The organism is Brenneria izadpanahii (genome assembly GCF_017569925.1).
GTDB classification, from domain to species: domain Bacteria; phylum Pseudomonadota; class Gammaproteobacteria; order Enterobacterales; family Enterobacteriaceae; genus Brenneria; species Brenneria izadpanahii.
This window is the reverse complement of record NZ_CP050854.1, coordinates 5,143,524-5,165,850: the sequence shown is the minus strand read 5'-3', so window position 1 is coordinate 5,165,850 and position 22,327 is coordinate 5,143,524. Positions and strand designations below refer to the sequence as shown.

Here is a 22,327-nt window from a genome sequence, read left to right as displayed (position 1 = left end):
TGCGGATGTTTAGCCGTTTGCCCGTTACTGCGGCGGTCCAAATTTATTCCAGCCCTTCGAACCGGGCCCGATTAACGGTAACAGCAGCAATATAGGCAACAACATGGTAACGATCGCCCCTTTTTGTGGCGCGCTATGCCCCATATCATTAAATCGCCGGCGCGTTGCGATAAAGACATTGCATACTATCAGCAACAGCGGCACAAGGTGGTGATAGGGAATGGACGGGGGGATCCAGCGGCCTGCGTAGTGGATGATAATGCTGCCCAACCCCGCCTGAAGCAGATAGCCAACCCGGTTAATGCGGCTATTGAGGCGCCAGAACTGCCATACGTGGCTTGCCTTGGCCGGAGCCGTCGCTCTGAAATGACGTTCCCGTTGTTCGGCCAGTTGCAGTAACGTTTTCGCGATCAACCGCAGGGTGATATTTTCATACGGATAGTTGACGTATTCGAGCAAACAATCCTCTTCGCTACTATCGGGCAATTTGCTGTCCTGATTAGATAAATCGCAAAGAATGCTGCCTGTCTCGGTGATCCTTTTATCATTGGAAAGCTGTGTTAACAGCTTGGTCAACGCCCCAGACGGCCCGTTGAGCAGTTCATTCCTGATTTGCTCCTCCAGGTCAGTGTTGACCTCCAGTTGTTGCAGATGTCTGCGATGCCGCTCGGCCGGTTCTCCCTCGCTCAGTAAGGCGTAAAGGGCATGAAAGAACAGCTGGTAAATCATGGGGGATTGCGCCAGCGTTGCTTGCCATTGCCGGTTGTTGCGATAGAAATCGTCGGCGGCTAAAAAGCCGACGCTTTCCGGATTATCGACGTACTCTTCCGGCGAAACCGGCAGCTTCAGCCAACAGCGGTAATGCAACGGATCGCTCAACGTTAACCGCTGCTTCAACACCGTGACGGCGTCTTCCCGCCGCGTATCCACCCCATCGAATAGCGTAAAGAGCGAATAAGCCGGGTGCGCCGGCGTCGGCTGGGGCAGCGTCGGCAGGACGTCGGTGATGGTGTCATCCAGCGGATCGTCCAGCATGATGGTTAATAGTATGGCTTGCCGTAGCGCATCCCGGGCGCTGATGTTTTCTTCGGCGAGGGCAAGATCGATCTCGGCATAGGGCAACAGATCGGCCAGACAATCTTTTATCGGTTCAATCCGCTGCTGCGGTAATTCCGCGTTATAGAGTTTCCGCAGGCTGTCCGGCGGCAACGGACGATATTGCCGAAGCCAGGCCCGAGCCTGTTGCCAACTCGCGGAGTCTTCCTGACTGAACGCCTCAGGCAGCGGGGATGCCGGATCCGCCAGCCATTGGGTGAAAGATTGAATAATCGCCGATGACGTCAGCCACGACAGCCGTTGCGCCGCCTGCGTTTGTAATCCCTGGAGAATCAGGGCGTACAGCGGATCTTCCGGTTGAGGCTGGTCGAGTATGTCTTGCAATAGGCGCTCATCGCCCAGCGTCAGCATACAGGCATGCCAGTAGAGCATCTGGGGGATGCCGCCGTCGTCGTTTTGCAGCAGGTGGCGGTAGATGACCGACGCATCCTGTTTACCCAGCCTCCACAGTATATAGTCTTTCGCTTGCGGGGCGGGATCCAGCTGTAGCGCCAGTCCCCAGCGCGTCAACATTTGCGTATTGTGCTGCGAAATAAAGAAGGATTGTTGCGGCGCATCAACCGGCAAACCTGCCAGTTCGGGCGCCGGCGTGTGATTGAGCGACTGAATCAGCACCGGCAGCAGATCGTTCTGATAGCGGAAGCACCAGTTTAGAATCCACTGTTCGGCGTGAGGATGGCCGTTACGCTGATAAAGCCTTAACCAGAGCGTGAATGCCTGTTGCTGGTCATCGCACAGCGAACAGTGACGAGCGGCGAGGTATAGCCAGTCATCATCTTCCGGTTTTTCCGCCATCTGTTGCAGACAGTAATCGCGCAGTTGGCTGCTGGGTTCTTCCGCATAGCTGTGCCAGCGGGCTAAGCGCGGCATCAAATCCGGCGTATCGGGCCAGTAAATGGTGGTGGCGCCGCCCAGCAGGGCTTTCAGCATAAACGGCAGACGGTTCCAAAAGAGTGCGTTGGCCTGCTGAAAGTAGTCGATGGTTTGCAACTGCGCGGGCAGGCTAAGGTGCGATAAGACGGAAAAATCGAACAGGTCGTCTTGCTCAAGCGAGTCCAGAAAGTCTTTGATTTCCTCTGATAAGTCTTCGCCGATATCGTTCAGGCGCTGTTGCCAACGCATACGTTCGGCCAGTATCCGGGCGCAGTGGTTTGAGAGTCCGGGCTCCTGATAAAGACGCTGAAGCATAGGCCAGCGAATGCGGTCAATGACGTCTACGCCGTACTGGTTCAGTAAATGAATATAACGGTGCCAATATTGCGGGTCGCACCGCTGCGCCGGGTTACTCAACAGTTGATCAAAGGCGGTCTGTAGCGGCGTTAATTCACTATCGGCTTCCGGGGTATCGGTATCCGTTTCGTCTGCAGCGCTGTTTTCGGGCGGCGGGGTTTGCGCCAGTTTGCAGGCGGCGTCATACGCCTGACGCAGCAGTTGGAAGCCTTGCGGATCGGTTTCCGGGTGGAATTGCGGAACTTTTTTCCGGTAAGCCTGACGAATAATATCCTGATCTTGTGTTGGCGGTATGTCCAATATCTGCCAGCAACGCGCGTCCATTATATCTCTACTCCTGACAGCGACTCAGGCCTGTCTATTTGAAAAACATCAACATCCCACTCAAGGTCATGAATCGGGCTGTCGGGATGGGTGTAAAGCGAACTGATTTGATTGATGTAGCTTGGATCTTCGGTGTAGTGACTATAGGCATAGCGTTGCAGCGTCGGATCTTCTTCATCCGAGGCCAGCCAATAGGTGCGGCCAACGAAAAAGGCGGCGAAATAATTCTGCCAACTGCGATAGTAGTAGCGGGCGCGGTCGGCCAGCCGGGTATGGATCCACAGGCTTTCCGTCTCGTTAATCCACCCGTTTAACAGGCCGACCCGGCTCAGAAAGCTCATTCTTCCCAGATCCCAGGCGCGTATTCCCCCTTCGCCGCACAGCACGGCTGTTTCGCCAATCAGGGACATCACCGCCTGCTGTTCCGGCGGTTGATGGGCGCAGTAATCCTGCCAGTCGGCCAGTGAGATGTGGTGCCACAGAAAATAGTGGTAAGCCAAATTTTCCGCATGGCCGCCATCGGTCATTCTATTGATCATGTCGATCAGGGTGTCGCGGGAGTCGATCCCCCAGGCGTTTTTGAGATTTATGGAGGTGTCGTTCGGATAAAACGAATGCTCGCGGAAGCTGGCGCCATATTCAAGATTGAGCGCAGCCATTGGGGCGGAAAGCGCCAGTAACCAAAGCTGGTGTTCGGATTCCATATCAGTAAGGTCCCGTTTCATCGCACGTGGCGGAAAATCGTACTTGATGTTGGTTAATATCGGTAGTCTTCTATGTGTTAAAAGCAGCAATGCTTAAAAAACAATATGATAAAAATTATAAAGATTATAATGAAGTTAGTCATTCCCCATCAGACAGGCGGCTGGCGCCGCATTGTGAGGATATTTTTCCCGGCAGAGCGTTTATACTGTGCCTCATGGCTTTTCTTTCCTGTTTTCTTCGTTTCCCGCCACGCTGAGATGGTTGCGGATCGGTGCAGGGGAGTAAAAAGCATTAACTGATTTTTCTCATAAAATATCTCACCGGAAAGCAAGAGAGCCTAATGCTAAGTTACCGCCATAGTTTTCACGCCGGCAACCATGCCGATGTGGTGAAACACACCGTTCAGAGCCTGATCATCACCGCGCTGAAAGAAAAAGAAAAACCCTTTCTGTATCTGGATACCCATGCGGGAGCCGGGCGTTATCAGTTAAGCGGCGAACATGCGGCGCGTACCGGCGAGTATCTGGACGGCATCGCCAAAATCTGGCTGCGGGATGATATTCCCGCCGAGCTTGAGCCTTACATGCGGGCGGTGCGCACCTATAATCATAACGATCAGCTGCGTTATTATCCCGGCTCGCCGCTGATTGCCCGCCAGCTACTGCGCGAGCAGGATAAAATTCATCTGACGGAGCTGCATCCGAGCGATTTTCCGCTGTTGCGCAATGAATTTCAGAAAGATGCCCGCGCCAAAGTATTGCGTGAAGACGGCTACCAGCAGTTGAAATCGCAGCTGCCGCCGCTATCGCGCCGCGGTTTTATACTGATCGATCCGCCGTATGAGTTGAAAACGGATTATCAGGCGGTGGTCAAAGGTATTCAGGAAGGCCACCGGCGCTTCGCCACCGGGGTGTTTGCCCTGTGGTATCCGGTGGTGCTGCGTCAGCAGATCAAACGGTTACTGAAAGATCTGGAAGCCACCGGTATTCGCAATATTTTGCAGATCGAGCTGGCGGTGCTGCCGGATAGCGATCGGCACGGCATGACGGCTTCCGGCATGGTGGTGATCAATCCGCCGTGGAAGCTGAAAGCGCAGATGGAAAGCGTACTGCCCTGGCTGCACAACGCGCTGGTTCCGGCGGGCACCGGACACGTCAGCGTTGAACAAATCGTACCGGAGTAACGCGGCCGGTCAGCCGGCGGTGGGAGATACGCAAAACCATCGCCGCGGTTTTTCCCTATCGCAATCATAGGCATAACCTTTGCGGTGCGCTGGACGCTGGCGCTACACTTTAAAAAAACTCTATTTACCAAGCAATGGATATTCTGATGACTAAACACTATGACTACCTGGCGATTGGCGGCGGCAGCGGCGGGATCGCCTCGGTTAACCGCGCGGCGATGTATGGGAAAAAATGTGCGTTGATCGAAGCGAAATATCTGGGCGGTACTTGTGTCAACGTCGGTTGCGTGCCGAAAAAAGTGATGTGGCACGCGGCGCAGATTGCCGAAGCGATCCATCAATATGGCCCGGATTACGGTTTTGATACTACGGTCAACCGCTTTGACTGGAACACGCTGATTAAAAACCGTAGCGCCTACATTGACCGTATCCACCAGTCCTACAATAACGTGTTGGGCAAAAACAAGGTGGATGTGATTCACGGCTTTGCCCGCTTCGTCGATGTGCATACCGTGGAAGTCAACGGCGAGAAAATTACCGCCGACCATATTCTGATCGCCACCGGCGGCCGTCCGGTACGGCCTGATGTTCCGGGCGCCGAGTACGGTATTGATTCCGATGGTTTCTTTGCGTTGGACGCCCTGCCGAAACGCACCGCCATCGTGGGCGCCGGCTATATCGCGGTTGAGATTGCCGGGGTCGTGAACGCGCTGGGCTCGCAAACGCATCTGTTCGTGCGTAAACAGTCGCCGTTGCGCAGCTTCGATCCGCTGATCGCTGAGACGCTGGTTGAGGTGATGAACAGCGAAGGGCCGACGCTGCATACCGAATCGATCCCGAAAGCGGTGGTGAAAAATGCCGACGGCAGCCTGACGCTGCAATTGGAAAACGGCGGCGAACAGACCGTTGATTGCCTGATTTGGGCTATCGGCCGCGAGCCAGCGACGGATAACCTGAATCTGAGCGCAGTCGATGTCGAACTGGACGATAAAGGCTATATCCAGGTCGATCGGTTCCAGAATACCAACGTGCCGGGCATTTACGCCGTGGGCGATAACACCGGCGCGGTGGAGCTGACCCCGGTCGCCGTCGCCGCGGGCCGCCGTTTATCGGAGCGCTTGTTTAACAACAAACCCGATGAACACCTGGATTACAGCAATATTCCGACCGTGGTCTTCAGCCATCCGCCGATCGGAACCGTCGGGTTGACCGAACCGCAGGCGCGCGAGCAGTACGGCGACGATAAGGTGAAGGTTTACACCTCTTCCTTCACCGCCATGTACACCGCCGTGACGCAGCATCGTCAGCCGTGCCGCATGAAGCTGGTCTGCGTCGGCAAGGATGAGAAGATTGTGGGCATCCACGGCATCGGCTTCGGTATGGATGAAATGCTGCAAGGCTTTGCGGTGGCGCTGAAAATGGGCGCGACCAAGAAAGACTTCGACAACACGGTCGCCATCCACCCGACGGCGTCGGAAGAGTTTGTCACCATGCGCTGACGGGTAAGAGACAACCCGCCCGGTCAGAGAGGCGTCCTGATGATATGGTCATCTGGGCGCTTTTTTTATGGGAAATTTGAGCCTGATTAGACGCAGGCGCGGGATTCGTCAGCGCGGTGCGGTTCATACCGATGCGTGATAGACAAACCGCCCCATCGCCGGACAAAAAAATCCCGCCCGGCGTGGCGACGGGCGGGAGATAGGTCAGTTCCGATCTTTGGTATTACGCCAGGTCAAAACGATCCAGCATCATTACCTTGTTCCAGGCGGAGACAAAGTCTTGAACAAACTTCGTTTGGGAGTCCGCGCAGGCATACACTTCCGCCAGGGCGCGCAGCTGCGCGTTTGAACCGAACACCAGGTCGGCGCGGCTTGCGGTCCACTTCAGTTCTCCGGTCACGCGGTCGCGTCCTTCATACAGGTTGGCGCTTGCCGGATCCGTTTTCCACGTCGTCCCCATATCCAGCAGGTTGACGAAGAAATCGTTGGTCAGCGTACCGGGCCGGTCCGTGAAGATGCCGTTGGCGGAGCCGTCGGCATTGATGTTGATGGCGCGCAGGCCGCCAATCAGCACGGTTAATTCAGGCGCGGTCAGCGTCAGTTGCTGCGCTTTATCGATCAGCAGCACCTCGGCGGGCGTCGTCAGGCCGGCCGCCTCGTAGTTGCGGAAACCGTCTGCGGCCGGTTCGAGCTTGGAGAAGGAATCGACGTCGGTCTGCTCCTGCGAGGCGTCCGTGCGGCCGGGCGTGAAGGGGACGGTCACCTCATAGCCGGCCGCTTGCGCCGCCTGTTCGATCCCGGCGTTGCCGGCCAGCACGATCAAATCCGCCAGCGACACCTGTTTACCGTTGCCGGCCTGCTGATTGAACTCGCGCTGGATGGCTTCCAACGCGCTCAGCGCCTTGGCCAGTTTTTCAGGCTGGTTAGCCTCCCAGTCTTTCTGCGGCGCCAGGCGGATGCGCGCGCCGTTGGCTCCGCCGCGCTTATCGCCGCCGCGGAAGGTGGAGGCCGAAGCCCATGCGGTGCCAACCAGTTCGGATACGGTCAGGCCCGCTTCCAGCACTTTGGCTTTGAGTGCCGCGGCATCCGCCTCGTCAATCAGCGGATGGTTGACGGCAGGCAGCGGATCTTGCCAAATCAGCGCTTCATTGGGGACTTCCGGACCGAGGTAGCGCGAACGCGGCCCCATGTCGCGGTGGGTCAGTTTGAACCAGGCGCGGGCGAATGCTTCGGCAAAAGCCTGCGGATTTTCCAGGAACCGGCGCGAGATTTTCTCGTAGATCGGATCAATGCGCAGCGACAGGTCGGTCGTCAGCATGGTCGGCTTGCGCTTTCTCGACGGATCGTGCGGGTCGGGAATGATCTCTTCGGCGTCTTTGGCTTCCCACTGGATCAGGCCGGCCGGGCTGCGGGTCTGGACCCATTCATATTTGAATAAGTTTTCGAAGAAGTAGTTGCTCCACTGCGCCGGCGTCTGTGTCCAAATGACTTCCAGGCCGCTGCCGATGGCGTCTCCGCCGTGGCCGGTGCCGTAATCGCTGGCCCAGCCAAGGCCTTGCGCTTCCAGACCGGCGGCTTCGGGATCCGCCCCTTTATGGGATTCCGGCGCCGCGCCGTGGGTTTTGCCGAAGGTGTGTCCGCCGCCGATCAGCGCAACGGTTTCTTCGTCGTTCATCCCCATGCGTCCGAAAGTCACGCGGATGGCGTGAGCGGCGGCGACCGGATCGCCGCTGGAGTTCGGACCTTCAGGGTTGACGTAGATCAGGCCCATCTCGGTCGCGCCGAGTTTTTCGTCGAGTTTATCGGCCGGCCGGTGGGCAAGCCATGCGGCTTCGGAACCCCAGTTGACGTCCTGATCCGGTTCCCATGTGTCTTCGCGGCCGCCGCCGAAACCGAAGGTGCGAAAACCCATGGTTTCCAGCGCCACATTGCCGGTCAGGATAAAAAGGTCGGCCCAGGAGATCGCTTGGCCGTATTTCTGCTTGATTGGCCACAGCAGGCGCCGGGATTTATCGATATTGACGTTGTCCGGCCACGCGTTCAGCGGGGCGAAACGCTGTTGGCCGCGTCCGCCGCCGCCGCGTCCGTCCGCGGCGCGGTAGGTGCCGGCGCTATGCCACGCCATGCGAATAAACTGGGGACCATAGTGGCCGAAGTCGGCGGGCCACCACTCTTGCGAATCCGTCATCAATTTACGCAGGTCGTTTTTCAGCGCCTGATAATCCAGCTTTTTGAATGCTTCGCGGTAGTTGAACGCCGGATCCAACGGGTTCGATCGGGATGAGTGCTGGCTCAGCAGATCGACGCGCAGTTGATTCGGCCACCAGTCACGGTTGGTGGTGCCGCCGCCGGCGGTGAGTTTGGCGGCGGCGCCATGGGCAAATGGGCACTTTGCTTCAGTTGACATAATATCCCCTACCTTTAATTATTGGGTAATCGGCTATCCGGTTTTGTCGGGTTCTGCAACCGGACACGAAAAAAGTTTTTTTGCTGAAGGTTGCGGTAATGCATCCGCTTTTAGCGTATTTCCGCCACCCGGCAACAGTATCAGGCTTTAAAGGTTCGGCCGTCGATATGAATCATCAGAACCGACCGTGATGCGCTTCATAAACCGGCGCGTATCGGCACTTTCAAAGGTTGCCCATACGGCTGGCGATCCGATTAACGTCTGATTTATCTTATGGATTATTGAGATATAGATAAAATCGAATAATATTAATATTGCGATAGCCTAGGGCTATCTTGTTTTATCGGATAAGGCGGCGTTAAAAAAACCGCTTACTCACATCATCCCCGCATCCCAAACGGCCCATTGCTGAAAGAGATCTGTCGTACCTAAGATTGCGCCGATCTGTTTATGTCCGTCTTGATATTTTGCGTGTAGCGTTGTTACCCATGCACATTTTTATCAGGAGATTATCGCCGGATGCGAGGTGACGGATCTTCCTGCTATGTAATCAAGGAATCATTATGTTAGTGACGGATAGGTTGCTCGCGCTTTGCGTAGTGATCTTATGGGGCGTGAATTTCGTGGTGATCAAGGTCGGCCTGCATGGCATGCCGCCTTTTCTGCTTGCCGGGCTGCGCTTTTCTCTGGTGGCGTTACCGGCCATCTTCTTTGTGCCGGCGCCCCGCATTCCTTTCCGCTGGCTGCTGGCCTACGGTATGACGATGAGTTTCGGTCAGTTCGCTTTTCTGTTCTGTGCGATTAAATTGGGGATGCCGGCGGGTATCGCCTCGCTGGTTTTACAGGCGCAGGCGTTTTTTACGTTGCTGATCGGCGTCGTGCTGCTGGCGGAAAAACTCAGATGGAACCATATCGCGGGCATCCTGGTGGCGGTGGCTGGGATAGCGGTGCTGGCCGAAGGCCGACCGGCGGCGCAGACGGCCGGCGGCATGACGCTGGTTACGCTACTGCTTACGTTGGGCGGGGCGCTGTCCTGGGCGTTCGGCAACATCAGCAACAAGGTGATTATGAGCCGGAACGGCGACGTGAAGATGATGTCGCTGGTGGTGTGGAGCGCGCTGGTCCCGGTTCTGCCTTTCTTCGCCTGTTCATGGCTGTTCGAGGGGAAAGAGCAGATTATTTCAAGCCTGGCGAATATTCAGCTGCCGACCATTCTGTCGCTGCTTTATCTGGCTTTCATCGCGACGATCGTCGGTTACAGCATCTGGGGAAAACTGCTGACGCGTTATGAAACCTGGCGTGTTGCGCCGCTCTCGCTGCTGGTGCCGGTGGTGGGATTGATCAGCGCCGCGCTGTTCCTTGGCGAATCGCTGACTGAGTTACAGATAGTGGGCGCCCTGATGATTATGCTGGGGTTGTTGATCAATGTATTTGGTTCCCGTTTGTGGGCCGGGCGATTGACAAAACAGGCTTAGCCTTTGCGCTTAAATAGGGCGTATTGGCTGTGCGGTCTCACAAAAATGTATCGTTTTTTCGCAATTCCCCGCTCATTTTCTACGCTTTTATGGTTCCCTGCGGCGTAATGAGCGCGTTTTTTGTTCAATATTCTGTTGGCGCGAACTTTGCTAGGCAAACTCCGTGACTATTTCAAATATAATCAACAGAATTAAAGGAATTGCTATGACAAGAAGGAAATGGTTTGCGTCCTTGGCCGCAGGAGCGTTATTGGTCTGCGGTACGGTGCAGGCCGCGCCCGCCCCGGCGGTGGAAGCGAAAAACGGCATGGTGGTCAGTTCACAATATCTGGCTTCGCAGGTAGGGGTGGACATTCTGAAGATGGGGGGCAACGCCATCGACGCCGCCGTCGCCGTGGGCTATGCCCAGGCGGTGGTTAACCCCTGCTGCGGCAATATCGGCGGCGGCGGGTTTATGACCATCCATCTGGCGAACGGCAAAGACACGTTTATCAACTTCCGTGAAACCGCGCCTGCCGCCGCCAATGCCGATATGTATCTTGATGCCGGGGGCAACCTGAAAAAAGGGGCCAGCCTGTACGGCTATCTGGCCGCCGGCGTGCCGGGTACGGTGCTGGGGCTGGATACGGCGCAGCAAAAGTACGGCAAACTGAGCCGTGAACAGGTAATGGCGCCCGCGATCAAACTGGCGCGTTATGGTTTTGAATTGACGCGGGCGGATACCGATATTCTGGATACCACGGTTGCGCGTTTCAAAAACGATCCCGAAGCGGCCCGCATCTTCCTGCGTCCTGACGGCAGCCCGTTGCAGCCCGGCGATAAGCTGGTGCAGCGCGATCTGGCGCATACTTTGCAGGCCATTGCCGATAACGGCCCGGACGCCTTCTATAAAGGGAAAATTCCTCAGGCGGTCGAGCAGGCGGCAAAGCAGGGCGGCGGTATTCTGACGGCGGCCGATTTCGCCAATTACCACATTACTGAAACCGCGCCGGTGAGCTGTGATTACCGCGGTTATACGTTCGTTTCCTCGCCGCCGCCCAGCTCCGGCGGCATCGCGATATGTGAAATTCTGAATATCGTGGAAGGTTACGATCTCAAAGCCATGGGCTTTAATTCCGCGGCTTCGGTGCATGTGCTGACGGAAGCCATGCGTCACGCCTATATGGATCGCAATACCTATCTGGGCGACCCGGAGTTTGTGCGCAACCCGGTGAATCGCCTGTTAAGTAAAGATTACGCTGCTGAAATCCGCAGCAAAATCGAACCGGAGAACGCCACGCCGTCGCAGCAGGTGGAGCCGGGGATCGGACCGCATGAGAAACCGGAAACCACTCACTATTCGATCGTTGATAATCAGGGAAACGCCGTTTCCACCACCTATACGGTCAACGGCCGCTTTGGCGCGGTGGTGATTGCGCCGGGCACCGGCTTCTTCCTCAACGATGAAATGGATGACTTCACCACCAAAGTCGGGGAGAAAAACCTGTACGGGCTGGTGCAGGGAGAACGCAACGCCATCGCTCCCGGTAAGCGCCCGCTCTCATCCATGAGCCCGTCATTGGTCACTAAAGACGGAAAAATCTTTATGGTGCTCGGCTCGCCGGGCGGTTCGCGCATTATCTCGATTACGCTGCAAACGGCGCTGAATGTCATCGACCACGGCATGGCGCCGCAGGAGGCGGTTGACGCGCCGCGCATCCATCATCAGTGGCTGCCGGACGAGGTGTACTACGAGCAACGCGGCCTGTCGGCGGATACGCTGGCGTTGCTGAAACAGCGCGGATACAAGATGGTCGAGCAGACGCCCTGGGGCGCGGCGGAGCTGATTCTGGTCGGTTTGCCGGGCGCTGCGGGGGTGACGCCCGCCAATTCCGGCAATGACTCCGCGCTATCCGGCAAAGTGCGCGAAGGCTATCTGTACGGCGCCAATGATATCCGCCGCCCGGCGGGCGCCGCCATCGGTTATTGATTCAATGTGAAGACGGGGTGCCTCTATGGAGCTGAGGGATCCCTACAAAATCCATGTCGACTCGCCAGCGCCATCCTTCGATTGGCGCTGGCGAGTTGCGTTAAAATACTCTTTCTATAGTGACGGACGGCTTACCTGTTTGTGATATATCGCCGATGGGGCTTGCTTGCGGCCAAAGTCTGGCCGCTGCTTAGTGACGTAGACAGTATTGAATAAGCGCCTGCCTGATACTTTGCTTGGTACTTAGAAATAGCAGCGGATAAACGATGCCTTCCGCCTCAGAAAAACGGTAAATAGCTCTTAGCTGGAGTTTGGGGTCAACATAATCGTGATAAGTGGTGAAACCAAGATCCGCAGCCTCCAAACATAATGGCGTACTTCCGGGATTGTCGTTTACTCTTCTCTCGAACCCAGCAATAAAGCTATCAAGGCGCTCTTGGGTAGCGGCTTGACCTATATGTCTTGCCAAATAGTAGAACCTGTCATGAAGTTGGTTCCGAAACGCAAAAGAGTACTCAAACCTCATCAACCAATCCTTTCAGCCCGGCCCTGAGGTCGGCTGATGAAACCGTTCTGCCTGCTTGTACGTCCTTTTCAGCAAAAGACAGCAGTCGTAACAGAGCCATCTGTTCCTGCTGCATTTCAAACTGAGCGGGATCTTGAACCACGTAGAGCGGCTCTCCATTTTGCGTGACGACTACAGGGTCAGAAACATCCATAGAAGCCAGTTCTTTCTTAAATGCTGAGACCGTCGTTATGCGCGGCGAAGTAGATTGGGTCATGGCGTTCTCCAATAATGAAATACAACAGCCAATGAAAGAGTATATCCAAATCATCAATGAGTCCATATATGGTCTGTATATGGACATGACTTTACGTTCAGATATGAACGTGTTGCTCAACGTCAAATTATGTTTCAGCAAATGCCCCATAAACTTGAGGGATCCGCTACAAAATCAATGGTAACAAACCAGCGCCATCCTTCGGTTGGTGCTGGCTCGTAGCTCAAAGCCAAATTGCGGCGCGGTTTTATCCCGCATCAGAACTTATCGTAGGTGACCGGCCCTGGGTAGGGCGGCATGGGTTCCTCGCGCAGCGGCGTCTGCCCCGCGGCATGGATCTGGTTCACATGGGCGGCGATCTCTTCAAGCGGCGCGAACCATACGCCGCCGCGCGACTGCATATACTCAATAAAACGCACCGTTTCATGCCAGCGGGCCAGCCGTCCGGTAACGAACGGGTGCCACACCGCCACCAGCAGACCGCCGTACTCCCACATGGCGTCGAATTCGGCCTTATACACGCCGATCGCCTCCTGCGGCGAGCGGATCGGCATCACGTAGTCGATATCGCTCATATGCACATACGGCGGCCAGTCGTCCATCGCCCAATGGGTGGGCAGCTCCACCAGATGCCCTTTTTTACCGCGCAGCAGATAAGGCACATCGTCCCCCATCAGCGAGGCATCGTATTGAAATCCTTCTTCTATCAGTAAATCCGTGGTGGCCGGGGAAAAGTTATACAGCGGAGCGCGGAAGCCGCGCGGCCGCTTACCGGTGTGGCGCTCGATAATCTCAATGGATTTGCGCAGCCAGAAACGCTCTTCGGCTTCGCTAAGCTCGTTGACGTGTTCGTGGATATAGCCGTGGTGGCCGACCTCATGGCCGTCGCTGACGATGGCTTCCACCATCTGCGGATAACGCTCAATGCACCACGCCGGCACGAAGAACGTCTGCTTAAGACCTAGTTCGCGGTACGTTTGCAGGATCCTCGGCACGCCGACCTGCGGATCGTATTGCAGGGTTGAAAGCGTGCTGACCCGTTTATAGCTGTCGGCCGGACGTTGCAGGTGCAGAAAGCTGTCCACGTCTACGTCAAAGGTGATCGCCACGGCGCAGCGCGCGCCGTTGGGCCACGGAATGGGGTTTTTGATCATACTGTGTTTTGTTGTCATAGCATTGCCTGGCGATAAAGTGAAAAAAGGGCGCGGGCGTTATTTCCCCCCGCGCTGGTAATGTTCTCCGGCGGCGGCTGGCGGCTTGATTTTTCCGGCAAAGATAATCAGCGCACCGATCGACGCGACATAGGGCAGAACGACGAACAGTTGATACGGCACGTCAGGGTGGCTGAATTGCAGCCGCAGCTGGAGCGCATCCGCCAGCCCGAACAACAGGCAGGCGGCCACGGCGCCGATCGGATGCCAACGGCCCAGTATCAGCGCGGCCAGTGCGATAAAGCCTTTACCGGCGCTCATGTGTTCCGTAAACATAAACACCTGCGAGAGCACCAGGTAGCATCCGCCCAGACCGGCGATAGCGCCGGAGCCGATCACGCTGATAAAACGGATACCAAATACCGACAGGCCGGCGCTGTCCACCGCCCGCGGGTACTCGCCGGTGGCGCGCAGATTCAGCCCCCAGGAGGTATGGAATAACAGCCACCAGGCCAGCGGCGCCAGCGCATACATCAGATATAGCAGCGCATCCTGATTGAACAACAGGTTCCCCACCACCGGCAGCGAGGAGAGTCCGGGAATGGCGACGGCGGTAAAGCCCGTCAGGCTGTCGGACGCGCCCTGGCCGCTGAAGGCGATGCGCGAGAGAAAGGCGGTGATGCCGATAACGAACATGTTGATGGCGATGCCCGCCACCATCTGATTGATTGACAGCCAGACGGTCATCACCGCGAGCAGCAGGCCGGTCAGCCCGGCGGCGAACAGACCGACCGCCAGCCCGGCCCAGGCGCTATGGAAGTAGAAACTGCCCACCGCCGCGCCGAAAGCGCCGCTGAGCAGGCTGCCCTCCAGCGCCAGATTGAACACCCCGGCGCGCTCCGACCAGATGCCGCCCAATGCGGCGAAGATCAGCGGCACCGACAGGCGCAGCCCGGTTGAGACGATCGCAAGATAGGTGGCATCCATCACTTTTGGCTCCGGGATGAAAGGGAAGAAAGTACGGGGCTATTAACGGCAGCGGGCGGTTTTTGCTGGCGCATCTTCCAGATCAGGCCGGCGGCGACAAAAATAACGATAAGGCCGCGCAAGGCTTCGATCGCCGTGACGTCCAGGCCGATAGCCCGTTGCATATACTGCGCCCCGGTGCTCAAGCCGGACAGGAAGAAGGCGGATAGCGCGGCAAGCAGCGGATTAAGGCTGGCCATAAACGCCACCACGATACCGTCATAACCGTAGCCGGGGCTGAACAGGTGATACAGCCGGTATTTAACGCCGACGACCTCAATCGCCCCCGCCAGACCGGCCACCGCGCCGCCGGCGATCATGCTGCCGATTAAATGCCGTTTGATGGACATACCGGCATAATGCGCCGCTTTCGGGCTTTTGCCGACCGCCGCCATGGAAAAGCCGACGGTGGTGTAGCGCAAAATCCAAAACACCAGCAGGCTCAGCGCGATGGCGATGAACACGCCGACGTGGGTATCCGTTTGCGGCAGGAAAATCGGCAACCACAGGTGTTCACTGATTTCGTAGGAGTAAGGGTAGGGCGCGCCTTCCTGCATCATCGGGCCGCCGGCGAAATAGCTGACGATATTGATGCCGATATAGTTCATCAGCAGCGTGACTATCACCTCATTAATGCCGCGCGCGGCGCGCAGGTAGCCGGGGATCGCGCCCCACAGTCCGCCGCCCAGCATCCCGGCCAGCAGGCACAGCGGCAGATGCAGCCAGGCGGACGTCTCCGGCAGATAAAGCGCGACCGCCGCCGCCGCCAGTCCGCCGATATAAATCTGCCCTTCGCCGCCCACGTTCAGCAGGCCGCAGCGCATCGGAATGATGACCGCCAGCCCGGCCAGCAGCATGGGGCACATTTTGGTCAGCGTATCGGCCAGACCGTAATAATCGAAAAATGCGCCCTGAAACAGGGCGCGATAGGCGCCGATGGGGCTATGGCCGCTCGCCAGAATCAGCAATGAGCCGACGGTAAACGCCGCCAGCACGGCCAGCGCCATGCGCAAGCTGTAGAGTATCCGCCATAGGTTAGTCATCATTGCCGCCCTCTACCACGTCGCTGGTCATCAGTTCGCCGATGCGCGCCGTGGTCGCCTCGGCGCGCGTCAATATGCCGGTAAGCTGACCGGCGCACATCACGCCGATGCGATCGGAAATGACCATGATTTCATCCAGTTCGGTCGAGATATAAAGTATCGCCTTGCCCTGCATGCGCTGTTCCCGCACCACGCGCTGTACGGCTTCAATGGCCCCGACGTCGAGTCCTTTGCAGGGTTGCATCACCACCAGCAGCGCCGGATCGCATTCCACTTCGCGGGCGAAGATTAACTTCTGCTGATTACCGCCGGACAGAAAACGCACCTTCTGATTTACCGTATGCATACGGATATCGTATTTTTCGCACCAGTTACGGGCGATCTCCTGAGCCGCGCGGGCGTCGATCAGTCCGTTGCGGGCAAAGGGCGCGCGCCGGGCGTCACGCAGCATGGCGTTCTGCCACAGGGAGAAATCCAGAATCAGGCCGGTGCTATGGCGGTCTTCGGGCACGTAGGCCACGTTGAAGCGCTGCCGGCGTTGGCCGACGTCATAACCCAGCACCGATTCTCCGCGCACCCTGACATCGCCGGACGTGGGCTGGCGCAGCCCGGTAATGGTTTCGGCCAGCTCCGACTGGCCGTTGCCGTCGACCCCGGCGATGCCCAGCACCTCGCCCGCGCGGATCTGGAACGAAATATCGCGCAGCGCCGCTATTCCCCGGTCGTTATTGGCGTTGAGCGCGGCCACCGTCAGCACCACCTCGCCCGGCGGCGTTGGCGGCAGATCGGGCGGTTTGGGGAGTTCGCGGCCGACCATCAGCCGTGCAACCGCCTGCGGCGTGGTGTCGGCGATCTCCTCATTCCCCGCCACCTTTCCCCGCCGCAGCACCGTCACCCGGTCGCAGACCCGGAACACTTCATCCAGCTTGTGGGTAATGAACAGCATGGTTTTTCCCATGCCGCGCAGTTTTTCCAGAATCTGCAAAAAAGCGCCGATCTCTTCGGGGCTGAGCACGCTGCTGGGTTCGTCGAGAATGAGCAGATCGACGTTGCGGTAAAGCGCCTTAAGGATCTCAACCCGCTGGCGCATGCCGATAGGCAACTGCCATATCGGATGGTCGGGGTTGATGTCCAGGCCCACCTGCTCACTCAGTTCGATCAACCTGCGGCGGTGCTCCGCCAGCCGTAATCGCAGTCCGCCGGAGGCGCCGAGAATCACGTTTTCCAACACGGTCAGGTTATCCACCAGCATGAAGTGCTGATGGATCATTCCGACGCCGTTTTCCAGCGCCTGTTTGGGCGAAGCGGCTTTGAACGGCGCGCCCGCCAGGCTGATCTGCCCGCCGTCGGGCTGGTACAGGCCGTACAGGATATTCATCAGCGTGGTTTTACCTGCGCCGTTTTCGCCCAGCAGCGCATGGATGCTGCCCTTGTCGACGCTAAGCGAAACCGTATCCAGCGCGGTAAAATCGCCGAAGCGTTTGCTCAGGCCTTCAATACGCAGGTAATTCATTATGGCTGAGCCGCCGCCGCGGCATTGCGTTGCTTGATCTCCTCAATCAACGCGGCAACCTCGGTTTTGGTCTGTTCCGATACGCCTTTGCCGTAGCTGCCCAGACGAAACGCCGCCGGCGTCTCGAAGCCGTAGACATAGGTTTTGCCCGCCAGCGGCGCTTTTTGCGCCTGCGTCAGAATAGCCAGCAGCGCGCCGCGCATATCCAGCACCGCGGATTGCAGCAGGTTATCCGGCCAGTCTTGCAGCGCATCATAGTAAATGCCGAAGCCCTGCTTGTTTTTCTCTCTTATCGCCTGAAGGCTGCCGAGCACCGCATTATCCATGGTCGGGAACAGGGCGTCCGCCTGTTGGTCAATCAGGTTCAGCGCCGCTTCTTTGCCTTTCGCCAGATCGTCCCAGTCGTTGGTCCAGGCGCTTAGCACCTTGCCGTCCGGGCGGGCGGCCATAAAGCCTTCGACAAAACCGTCGTTCAGGTCGGTGTAGGCTTTGATTTTCTGCGCGCCGATAAATCCGCCGACGCCGGTTTGCGAGCTTTTACCGCCGATATAGCCGATGACGTAGCCCATATCTTTCATGTCAAACGCCAGCGTGGAGACGTTGCCGCCGCTTTTCGTTCCGTTGACGATCAGGAATTGCGTGTCGGCGTTGCGTCTGGCGACCCGGTCAACCGCGTCCTGAAACTCGCCGCCGTGACCGATCACGATGTCATAGCCGCGGCGGGCATAGTCCGACAAAGCCTGCGCCTGATCGGGCTGGGGCACTTTCTCGCTGTAGGCGACTTCGATCCCCAGCGCCTTGCCCGCCTGCATCACGCCCTCGTAGCCGGACTGATTAAACGAGTGGTCGGTGATATTACCGGCCATCACGATGGCCACTTTCAACGGCTGCGCGTTGACCAGGCCGGCGTAAGCCAGCGTTATCGCAACCGCGGCGACGGCCGCCATGCGATGGAGTACGGCAAAAGGACGCGGGGTATGCAAGGTGGCCATCTTTATTCTCCTATTCAATTAAATTAACTTTCTTTCAAGTAACTTGATTTTAATTAAAGCAAATTTCATGCCTGCTTTTTGTTTGTGGCTAAAGAAAGGAGAAACGGCGGCTGGGATGCGTGGTTCGGCTATGGCGCCGAAGAGGGTGAAAACAGCGCTAGGGCCGCACCGGCCGGGCATTCGCCGTGATTCGCGATGGTGGAGAAACGGAAAAGGCGGCGGATAAAACCACGCGTATTTTCCGGCCGCCGGATCGCAGCCGTCTTAATGCGGCCGGCCGCCGGAATCGGCTGTGCAGAAATGGAGCAGGTTGTTGAGATTTCGCACTAAAAAAGTTCAAACATTGACCGTGCGGCGCAGTGGATTGGTTAAGTGCAGGCCGGCTTTAATGCCGAGCGCCCGGCTATTTCTATTCTTAAAACAAACGTCCGTATTACGCGCTGGCCGCGGTATGAACATCGGCCAGGCTGGGGGGAAGAAACGGCATGCGGCTAACGCGATTCAGAAGGTGACCGGGGTATTGACCCACAGCACATGCGCCGGCGTTTTACCGATGTTGCAGTAACCGTGAGGGATGTGGCTGGGAAAATAGAAAGAGTCGCCGGCGGTTAAACGGTGGGTCATCTCGCCCAGATACAATTCGATATCGCCGGATAGCACATATCCCATTTCTTCGCCGTGGTGCTCAATCAGGCCATCGCTGGCGACGCCAGGCTCAATGATGTGGATATTGCCCTGCAACAGGCCGCCCTTATGGTTGTGCGTCAGGTTTTCCAGTTCAATGCCGCCCTGTTTATTACGTTGCAGGAAACGCTTGCGCCGCCGCTGTTCCGGTTTCAGCACCGGAGAGTCCGCAACCCAGTTTTCAGCCATCAGGTCTGATATGTTGGTTTCCAGCGCGTGGGCCAGGCGGTGCAGCATGGCCAGAGAAGGCGTCGCCACCTCGTTTTCCAGTTTGGATAGCAGGCTCTCAGAGCATTCCACCTTCTTCGCCAGCTGTTTTAAGGTCATTTCCTGCGCCAGCCGGGCATGCCGTAGCCGCATGCCCAGATTGGATAATACAGTATTGCCGGTATCGCCGTTTTTTTTCATAACGAGTTGTCGATTGTGAAAGTAAGCGCTGCCCGTCGTCCGCCTGACAGCGGGCAGCATGGCTGATTATTCAATTACACTAAAATGAATCGGCTGAGGATTACAACCATTGATTGGCACGATGTCCTGCGGACAGGCGGACATGACCACGATGCAATCTAGTTCGGCGCGGATCTCTACATAGTCCCCCGCTTTGCTGACGGTAGGCAGCCAGGAGATGGTGTAGTCGGGATTGACCGGGGTGTTCATCCACAGGTTGAGCGGCTGCGGCACTTCGCGGGCGCGCAGGCCGATGGCGTTAAGCGCCAGACGCATGTTGTCGGCGCAGCTGTCGTGGTATTCGGTGATCCCCATATTGCTGTAGCGGAACAGATCGCAGGCGGCAATCATGGTGTCGTGAATGCCCGGCGAGGTATCGGTCAGCAGCGTGCCGATCGGACGGCGATGGTTGGTGACCAAGACATCGCCCGGCTGGGGGATGATTTTGTCAATGAACGCGCGCGTATGTTCCATGGAGGAGAACTCGCTCAGATCGTCGCTGTTGAACAGCCAGGTATCGCACACCTGGCTTCCCGGCGTGTTGATAATGCGGATAACCTGCCCCTTTTGCAGACGTACGGCGCGGCCGCAGCGGGCCGGTACGGTGTAAAGCTCGCCGGGCGTCGGCGTGCCGTCGGCGGAAATCGGCGAGGTGGCGGTGGCATTGGTGCCCAGTGCGGTGCCGTTATCTTTTTCACAGCAGGCAGGGTAGTTGATAGTGCTCATGAATGGACTCCTGTTAATGGGTTTGCCAGTTCTGTCAGACAGCAGGCGAGTGCCCTGGCGCCAAGCCAGAGCGAATGGGGATCGGTATATTCAGCCGGGTTATGGCTGATGCCGTTGCGGCTTGGAACGAAAAACATGCTGGTCGGGCAATGACGGGCCAGATACATCGCGTCGTGAAACGCGCCGGAAACAAGTTTAGCGGTCGGGATATCCAACTCGTCGCAGCACGCCTGTTGCTGCGCCAGCAGACGCGCATCGAACGCGATCGGCGGCTGGCGCAGCGATGGGGTGACAATCACATTCTCGGCGGCAAGCCCGGCGATCAGCGCATCAAAGCGGGCTAACGCATCGTCGTCGGGGGAGCGGAAATCGATGGTGAAGCTGACTTCGCCCGCCACGGTATTGATGGCGTTGGGGATCACCTGCCAGCAGCCGAAGGTTAAGCGCAGCTGGTCGGCCGGCGCGTCGGCCACCGCGCGTTCGATACGATCCGTCAGACGGCGCGCCAGCGTCATGGCGTCTGCGCGGCGGTTCATCGGCGTGGTGCCGGCGTGGGCGCTCCGGCCGATACAGCGGATCTGATACCATCTGACGCCCTGAATGCCCGCTACCGTGGCCAGAGACAGTCCCGCCTGTTCCAGCACCGGCCCCTGTTCGATATGCAGCTCGATAAATGCCGCCATCGGGTAGCTGTCGCGGCGCGGCAGATCGGCGAAGCGGCGGTGGCAATCGGCCAGCGCCGCGCCGACCGTAACGCCGTCCCGATCCTGGTTATTCAGATAGCCGGCCAGATTCTCCGGGTCAACGAAGGCGCTGGATCCCATCGCGCCGGGGGCGAAGCGACTGCCTTCCTCGTTGGTCCAGACCACCACTTCCAGCGGCCTTTGGGTCGTTATCCCGGCTTCATTGAGCGCGCTCAGGCATTCGATGCCCGCCATCACCCCGTAGCATCCGTCCAGATTGCCGCCGCACGGCTGGGTATCGATGTGACTGCCGGTAACCACCGGCGGCAGATCTTGCAGCCCCGCGCGGCGAATAAACAGATTGGCGCACGCATCGGTGGATACCTCGCAGCCCAGCGATCGCGCCAGCTCGATCAGCCAGGCGCGCGCGTCAAGATCGTCGGCGGAGAGCGCCTGACGGTTTACCCCGCCGGAAGCCAGCGCGCCGAAGCGCGACAACGTGGCCAGATTGTTGAGCAAACGCGCCTGGCTGACGCTGTTTGCGGCTTGTTTTCCTTGTTCACTGACCATCGGCGCATCCTGGCTCATCAAGTTGTAAAGGGCGTTGAAACCACGGCGCGAGAAAGGCGCGCAGGCGTTCGGTTTGCGGATTGCGAAACAGCGTAGCGGGCGGGCCGCTTTCCACCACGCCGCCGTCGGCCATAAAAACGATGCGCGACGAAATATGGGCGGCAAACGACATTTCATGGGTCACCATCACCATGGTGATGCCTTTTTGCGCCAGCGCTTTGATCACATCCAGCACCTCTTCGACCCGTTCGGGATCGAGCGCCGACGTCGGCTCGTCCAGCAACAGCAGTTCCGGCTCCAGCGCCAGCGCGCGGGCAATGCCTACGCGCTGCTGCTGCCCGCCCGACAGGCGGGACGGCCAGGCGCCGGCTTTCTCGCTCATGCCGACCTGCGCCAGCGCGGCGGCGGCCCGCCGGCGCGCCTCCTGACGCGGTAGTTTTTTCCCCAGCACCAGCGGCGCGGTCACGTTCTCCAGCACGGTCATATGCGGCCAAAGGTTGAACTGCTGAAACACCATGGCCAGCGGACGGCGGACTTCCGCAATCAGCGCCGGGCTATCGCGGTGCCGCGGTTCGCGCCCCGGCCCGCTGTAGCCCAATAGCTGGCCTTTAATCCAGATTTCGCCTTCGTCATAGGCTTCCAGAAAGTTCATGCAGCGTAAGGCGGTGGTTTTCCCGGAACCTGACGGGCCGATCAGCGTGACGATCTCGCCCGTTTCGACGGTCAGATTGATATCTTTCAGCACCCGGTTGCCGTCAAATGATTTGCCGACGCCGCGCAGTTCGATAAGCGTTTCTGCCAT

At 57.9% G+C, this 22,327-nt stretch carries 18 protein-coding genes; 4 read left to right on the top strand and 14 right to left on the bottom strand.

Going from position 1 to position 22,327, the window contains the following annotated elements; all coding sequences use genetic code 11:
* Positions 1-24: 24 nt before the first annotated feature.
* Both HC231_RS23085 and HC231_RS23080 read right to left on the bottom strand, forming a co-directional pair.
* Entirely contained in the window at positions 25-2,670 is a 2,646-nt protein-coding gene (locus HC231_RS23085; protein WP_208229015.1) for a J domain-containing protein, read from the bottom strand.
* Positions 2,670-3,374, bottom strand: a complete 705-nt coding sequence (locus HC231_RS23080; protein WP_208229013.1) for a DUF1266 domain-containing protein — start codon at positions 3,372-3,374, stop codon at positions 2,670-2,672. The genes HC231_RS23085 and HC231_RS23080 overlap by 1 nt, the downstream gene beginning before the upstream one ends.
* 341 nt (positions 3,375-3,715) lie before the next feature.
* On the opposite strand from HC231_RS23080, the gene HC231_RS23075 reads away from it, so the two are divergent.
* Together HC231_RS23075 and gorA are read left to right on the top strand one after the other, a co-directional pair.
* Positions 3,716-4,558, top strand: a complete 843-nt coding sequence (locus HC231_RS23075; RefSeq protein WP_208229011.1) for a 23S rRNA (adenine(2030)-N(6))-methyltransferase RlmJ — start codon at positions 3,716-3,718, stop codon at positions 4,556-4,558.
* A gap of 146 nt (positions 4,559-4,704) precedes the next feature.
* Entirely contained in the window at positions 4,705-6,057 is a 1,353-nt protein-coding gene (gorA, locus tag HC231_RS23070) for a glutathione-disulfide reductase (RefSeq protein ID WP_208229009.1), read from the top strand.
* Positions 6,058-6,280: 223 nt separating this feature from the next.
* On the opposite strand, the gene katG is transcribed toward gorA, so the two are convergent.
* On the bottom strand, positions 6,281-8,464 hold the full coding sequence (katG, locus tag HC231_RS23065; RefSeq protein ID WP_208229007.1) for a catalase/peroxidase HPI: 2,184 nt from the start codon (positions 8,462-8,464) through the stop codon (positions 6,281-6,283).
* Between the two features lie 563 nt (positions 8,465-9,027).
* Here katG and HC231_RS23060 point away from each other — a divergent pair.
* Both HC231_RS23060 and ggt read left to right on the top strand, forming a co-directional pair.
* On the top strand, positions 9,028-9,939 hold the full coding sequence (locus HC231_RS23060; protein ID WP_208229005.1) for an EamA family transporter: 912 nt from the start codon (positions 9,028-9,030) through the stop codon (positions 9,937-9,939).
* A 205-nt stretch (positions 9,940-10,144) separates the two neighbouring features.
* Positions 10,145-11,908 (top strand): gamma-glutamyltransferase, encoded by a 1,764-nt coding sequence (ggt, locus tag HC231_RS23055; protein WP_208229003.1) that lies wholly within the window; start codon positions 10,145-10,147, stop codon positions 11,906-11,908.
* 190 nt (positions 11,909-12,098) lie between these two features.
* Here the strand turns inward: ggt and HC231_RS23050 are convergent, their stop codons facing one another.
* From HC231_RS23050 to HC231_RS23000, 11 genes are all read right to left on the bottom strand, one after another.
* The gene (locus HC231_RS23050) at positions 12,099-12,434 is read right to left on the bottom strand and encodes a type II toxin-antitoxin system RelE/ParE family toxin (protein WP_208229002.1); all 336 of its coding nucleotides are present in this window, start codon (positions 12,432-12,434) and stop codon (positions 12,099-12,101) included.
* Positions 12,424-12,690: a type II toxin-antitoxin system prevent-host-death family antitoxin gene (locus HC231_RS23045; protein WP_246494631.1), complete on the bottom strand. Its 267-nt coding sequence runs from the start codon at positions 12,688-12,690 to the stop codon at positions 12,424-12,426. The genes HC231_RS23050 and HC231_RS23045 overlap by 11 nt, the downstream gene beginning before the upstream one ends.
* Before the next feature lie 257 nt (positions 12,691-12,947).
* Positions 12,948-13,862, bottom strand: a complete 915-nt coding sequence (locus HC231_RS23040) for a polysaccharide deacetylase family protein (RefSeq protein WP_208228998.1) — start codon at positions 13,860-13,862, stop codon at positions 12,948-12,950.
* 39 nt (positions 13,863-13,901) lie between these two features.
* Positions 13,902-14,828, bottom strand: a complete 927-nt coding sequence (locus HC231_RS23035; RefSeq protein ID WP_246494629.1) for an ABC transporter permease — start codon at positions 14,826-14,828, stop codon at positions 13,902-13,904.
* Positions 14,828-15,913 (bottom strand): ABC transporter permease, encoded by a 1,086-nt coding sequence (locus HC231_RS23030; protein WP_246494627.1) that lies wholly within the window; start codon positions 15,911-15,913, stop codon positions 14,828-14,830. The genes HC231_RS23035 and HC231_RS23030 overlap by 1 nt, the downstream gene beginning before the upstream one ends.
* On the bottom strand, positions 15,903-17,423 hold the full coding sequence (locus HC231_RS23025; protein WP_208228994.1) for an ABC transporter ATP-binding protein: 1,521 nt from the start codon (positions 17,421-17,423) through the stop codon (positions 15,903-15,905). The genes HC231_RS23030 and HC231_RS23025 overlap by 11 nt, the downstream gene beginning before the upstream one ends.
* Positions 17,423-18,415: a BMP family protein gene (locus HC231_RS23020; RefSeq protein ID WP_208228992.1), complete on the bottom strand. Its 993-nt coding sequence runs from the start codon at positions 18,413-18,415 to the stop codon at positions 17,423-17,425. The genes HC231_RS23025 and HC231_RS23020 overlap by 1 nt, the downstream gene beginning before the upstream one ends.
* 501 nt (positions 18,416-18,916) lie before the next feature.
* Positions 18,917-19,507, bottom strand: a complete 591-nt coding sequence (locus HC231_RS23015) for a cupin domain-containing protein (RefSeq protein ID WP_208228991.1) — start codon at positions 19,505-19,507, stop codon at positions 18,917-18,919.
* Between the two features lie 66 nt (positions 19,508-19,573).
* A complete protein-coding gene (locus HC231_RS23010) occupies positions 19,574-20,272 on the bottom strand; it encodes a DUF1989 domain-containing protein (protein WP_208228989.1) in 699 nt (232 codons plus the stop codon).
* Positions 20,269-21,525 (bottom strand): M20 family metallo-hydrolase, encoded by a 1,257-nt coding sequence (locus tag HC231_RS23005; RefSeq protein WP_208228987.1) that lies wholly within the window; start codon positions 21,523-21,525, stop codon positions 20,269-20,271. The genes HC231_RS23010 and HC231_RS23005 overlap by 4 nt, the downstream gene beginning before the upstream one ends.
* A complete protein-coding gene (locus HC231_RS23000; RefSeq protein WP_208228985.1) occupies positions 21,515-22,327 on the bottom strand; it encodes an amino acid ABC transporter ATP-binding protein in 813 nt (270 codons plus the stop codon). The genes HC231_RS23005 and HC231_RS23000 overlap by 11 nt, the downstream gene beginning before the upstream one ends.

Excerpts from the sequence above, each read along its gene's own strand:
- HC231_RS23085 (WP_208229015.1), bottom strand. The coding sequence starts at position 2,670 with ATGGACGCGCGTTGCTGGCAGATATTGGACATACCGCCAACACAAGAT.
- HC231_RS23080 (WP_208229013.1), bottom strand. The coding sequence starts at position 3,374 with ATGGAATCCGAACACCAGCTTTGGTTACTGGCGCTTTCCGCCCCAATG.
- HC231_RS23075 (WP_208229011.1), top strand. The coding sequence starts at position 3,716 with ATGCTAAGTTACCGCCATAGTTTTCACGCCGGCAACCATGCCGATGTG.
- gorA (WP_208229009.1), top strand. The coding sequence starts at position 4,705 with ATGACTAAACACTATGACTACCTGGCGATTGGCGGCGGCAGCGGCGGG.
- katG (WP_208229007.1), bottom strand. The coding sequence starts at position 8,464 with ATGTCAACTGAAGCAAAGTGCCCATTTGCCCATGGCGCCGCCGCCAAA.
- HC231_RS23060 (WP_208229005.1), top strand. The coding sequence starts at position 9,028 with ATGTTAGTGACGGATAGGTTGCTCGCGCTTTGCGTAGTGATCTTATGG.
- ggt (WP_208229003.1), top strand. The coding sequence starts at position 10,145 with ATGACAAGAAGGAAATGGTTTGCGTCCTTGGCCGCAGGAGCGTTATTG.
- HC231_RS23050 (WP_208229002.1), bottom strand. The coding sequence starts at position 12,434 with ATGAGGTTTGAGTACTCTTTTGCGTTTCGGAACCAACTTCATGACAGG.
- HC231_RS23045 (WP_246494631.1), bottom strand. The coding sequence starts at position 12,690 with ATGACCCAATCTACTTCGCCGCGCATAACGACGGTCTCAGCATTTAAG.
- HC231_RS23040 (WP_208228998.1), bottom strand. The coding sequence starts at position 13,862 with ATGACAACAAAACACAGTATGATCAAAAACCCCATTCCGTGGCCCAAC.
- HC231_RS23035 (WP_246494629.1), bottom strand. The coding sequence starts at position 14,828 with ATGGATGCCACCTATCTTGCGATCGTCTCAACCGGGCTGCGCCTGTCG.
- HC231_RS23030 (WP_246494627.1), bottom strand. The coding sequence starts at position 15,913 with ATGATGACTAACCTATGGCGGATACTCTACAGCTTGCGCATGGCGCTG.
- HC231_RS23025 (WP_208228994.1), bottom strand. The coding sequence starts at position 17,423 with ATGAATTACCTGCGTATTGAAGGCCTGAGCAAACGCTTCGGCGATTTT.
- HC231_RS23020 (WP_208228992.1), bottom strand. The coding sequence starts at position 18,415 with ATGGCCACCTTGCATACCCCGCGTCCTTTTGCCGTACTCCATCGCATG.
- HC231_RS23015 (WP_208228991.1), bottom strand. The coding sequence starts at position 19,507 with ATGAAAAAAAACGGCGATACCGGCAATACTGTATTATCCAATCTGGGC.
- HC231_RS23010 (WP_208228989.1), bottom strand. The coding sequence starts at position 20,272 with ATGAGCACTATCAACTACCCTGCCTGCTGTGAAAAAGATAACGGCACC.
- HC231_RS23005 (WP_208228987.1), bottom strand. The coding sequence starts at position 21,525 with ATGGTCAGTGAACAAGGAAAACAAGCCGCAAACAGCGTCAGCCAGGCG.
- HC231_RS23000 (WP_208228985.1), bottom strand. The coding sequence starts at position 22,327 with ATGGCAGAAACGCTTATCGAACTGCGCGGCGTCGGCAAATCATTTGAC.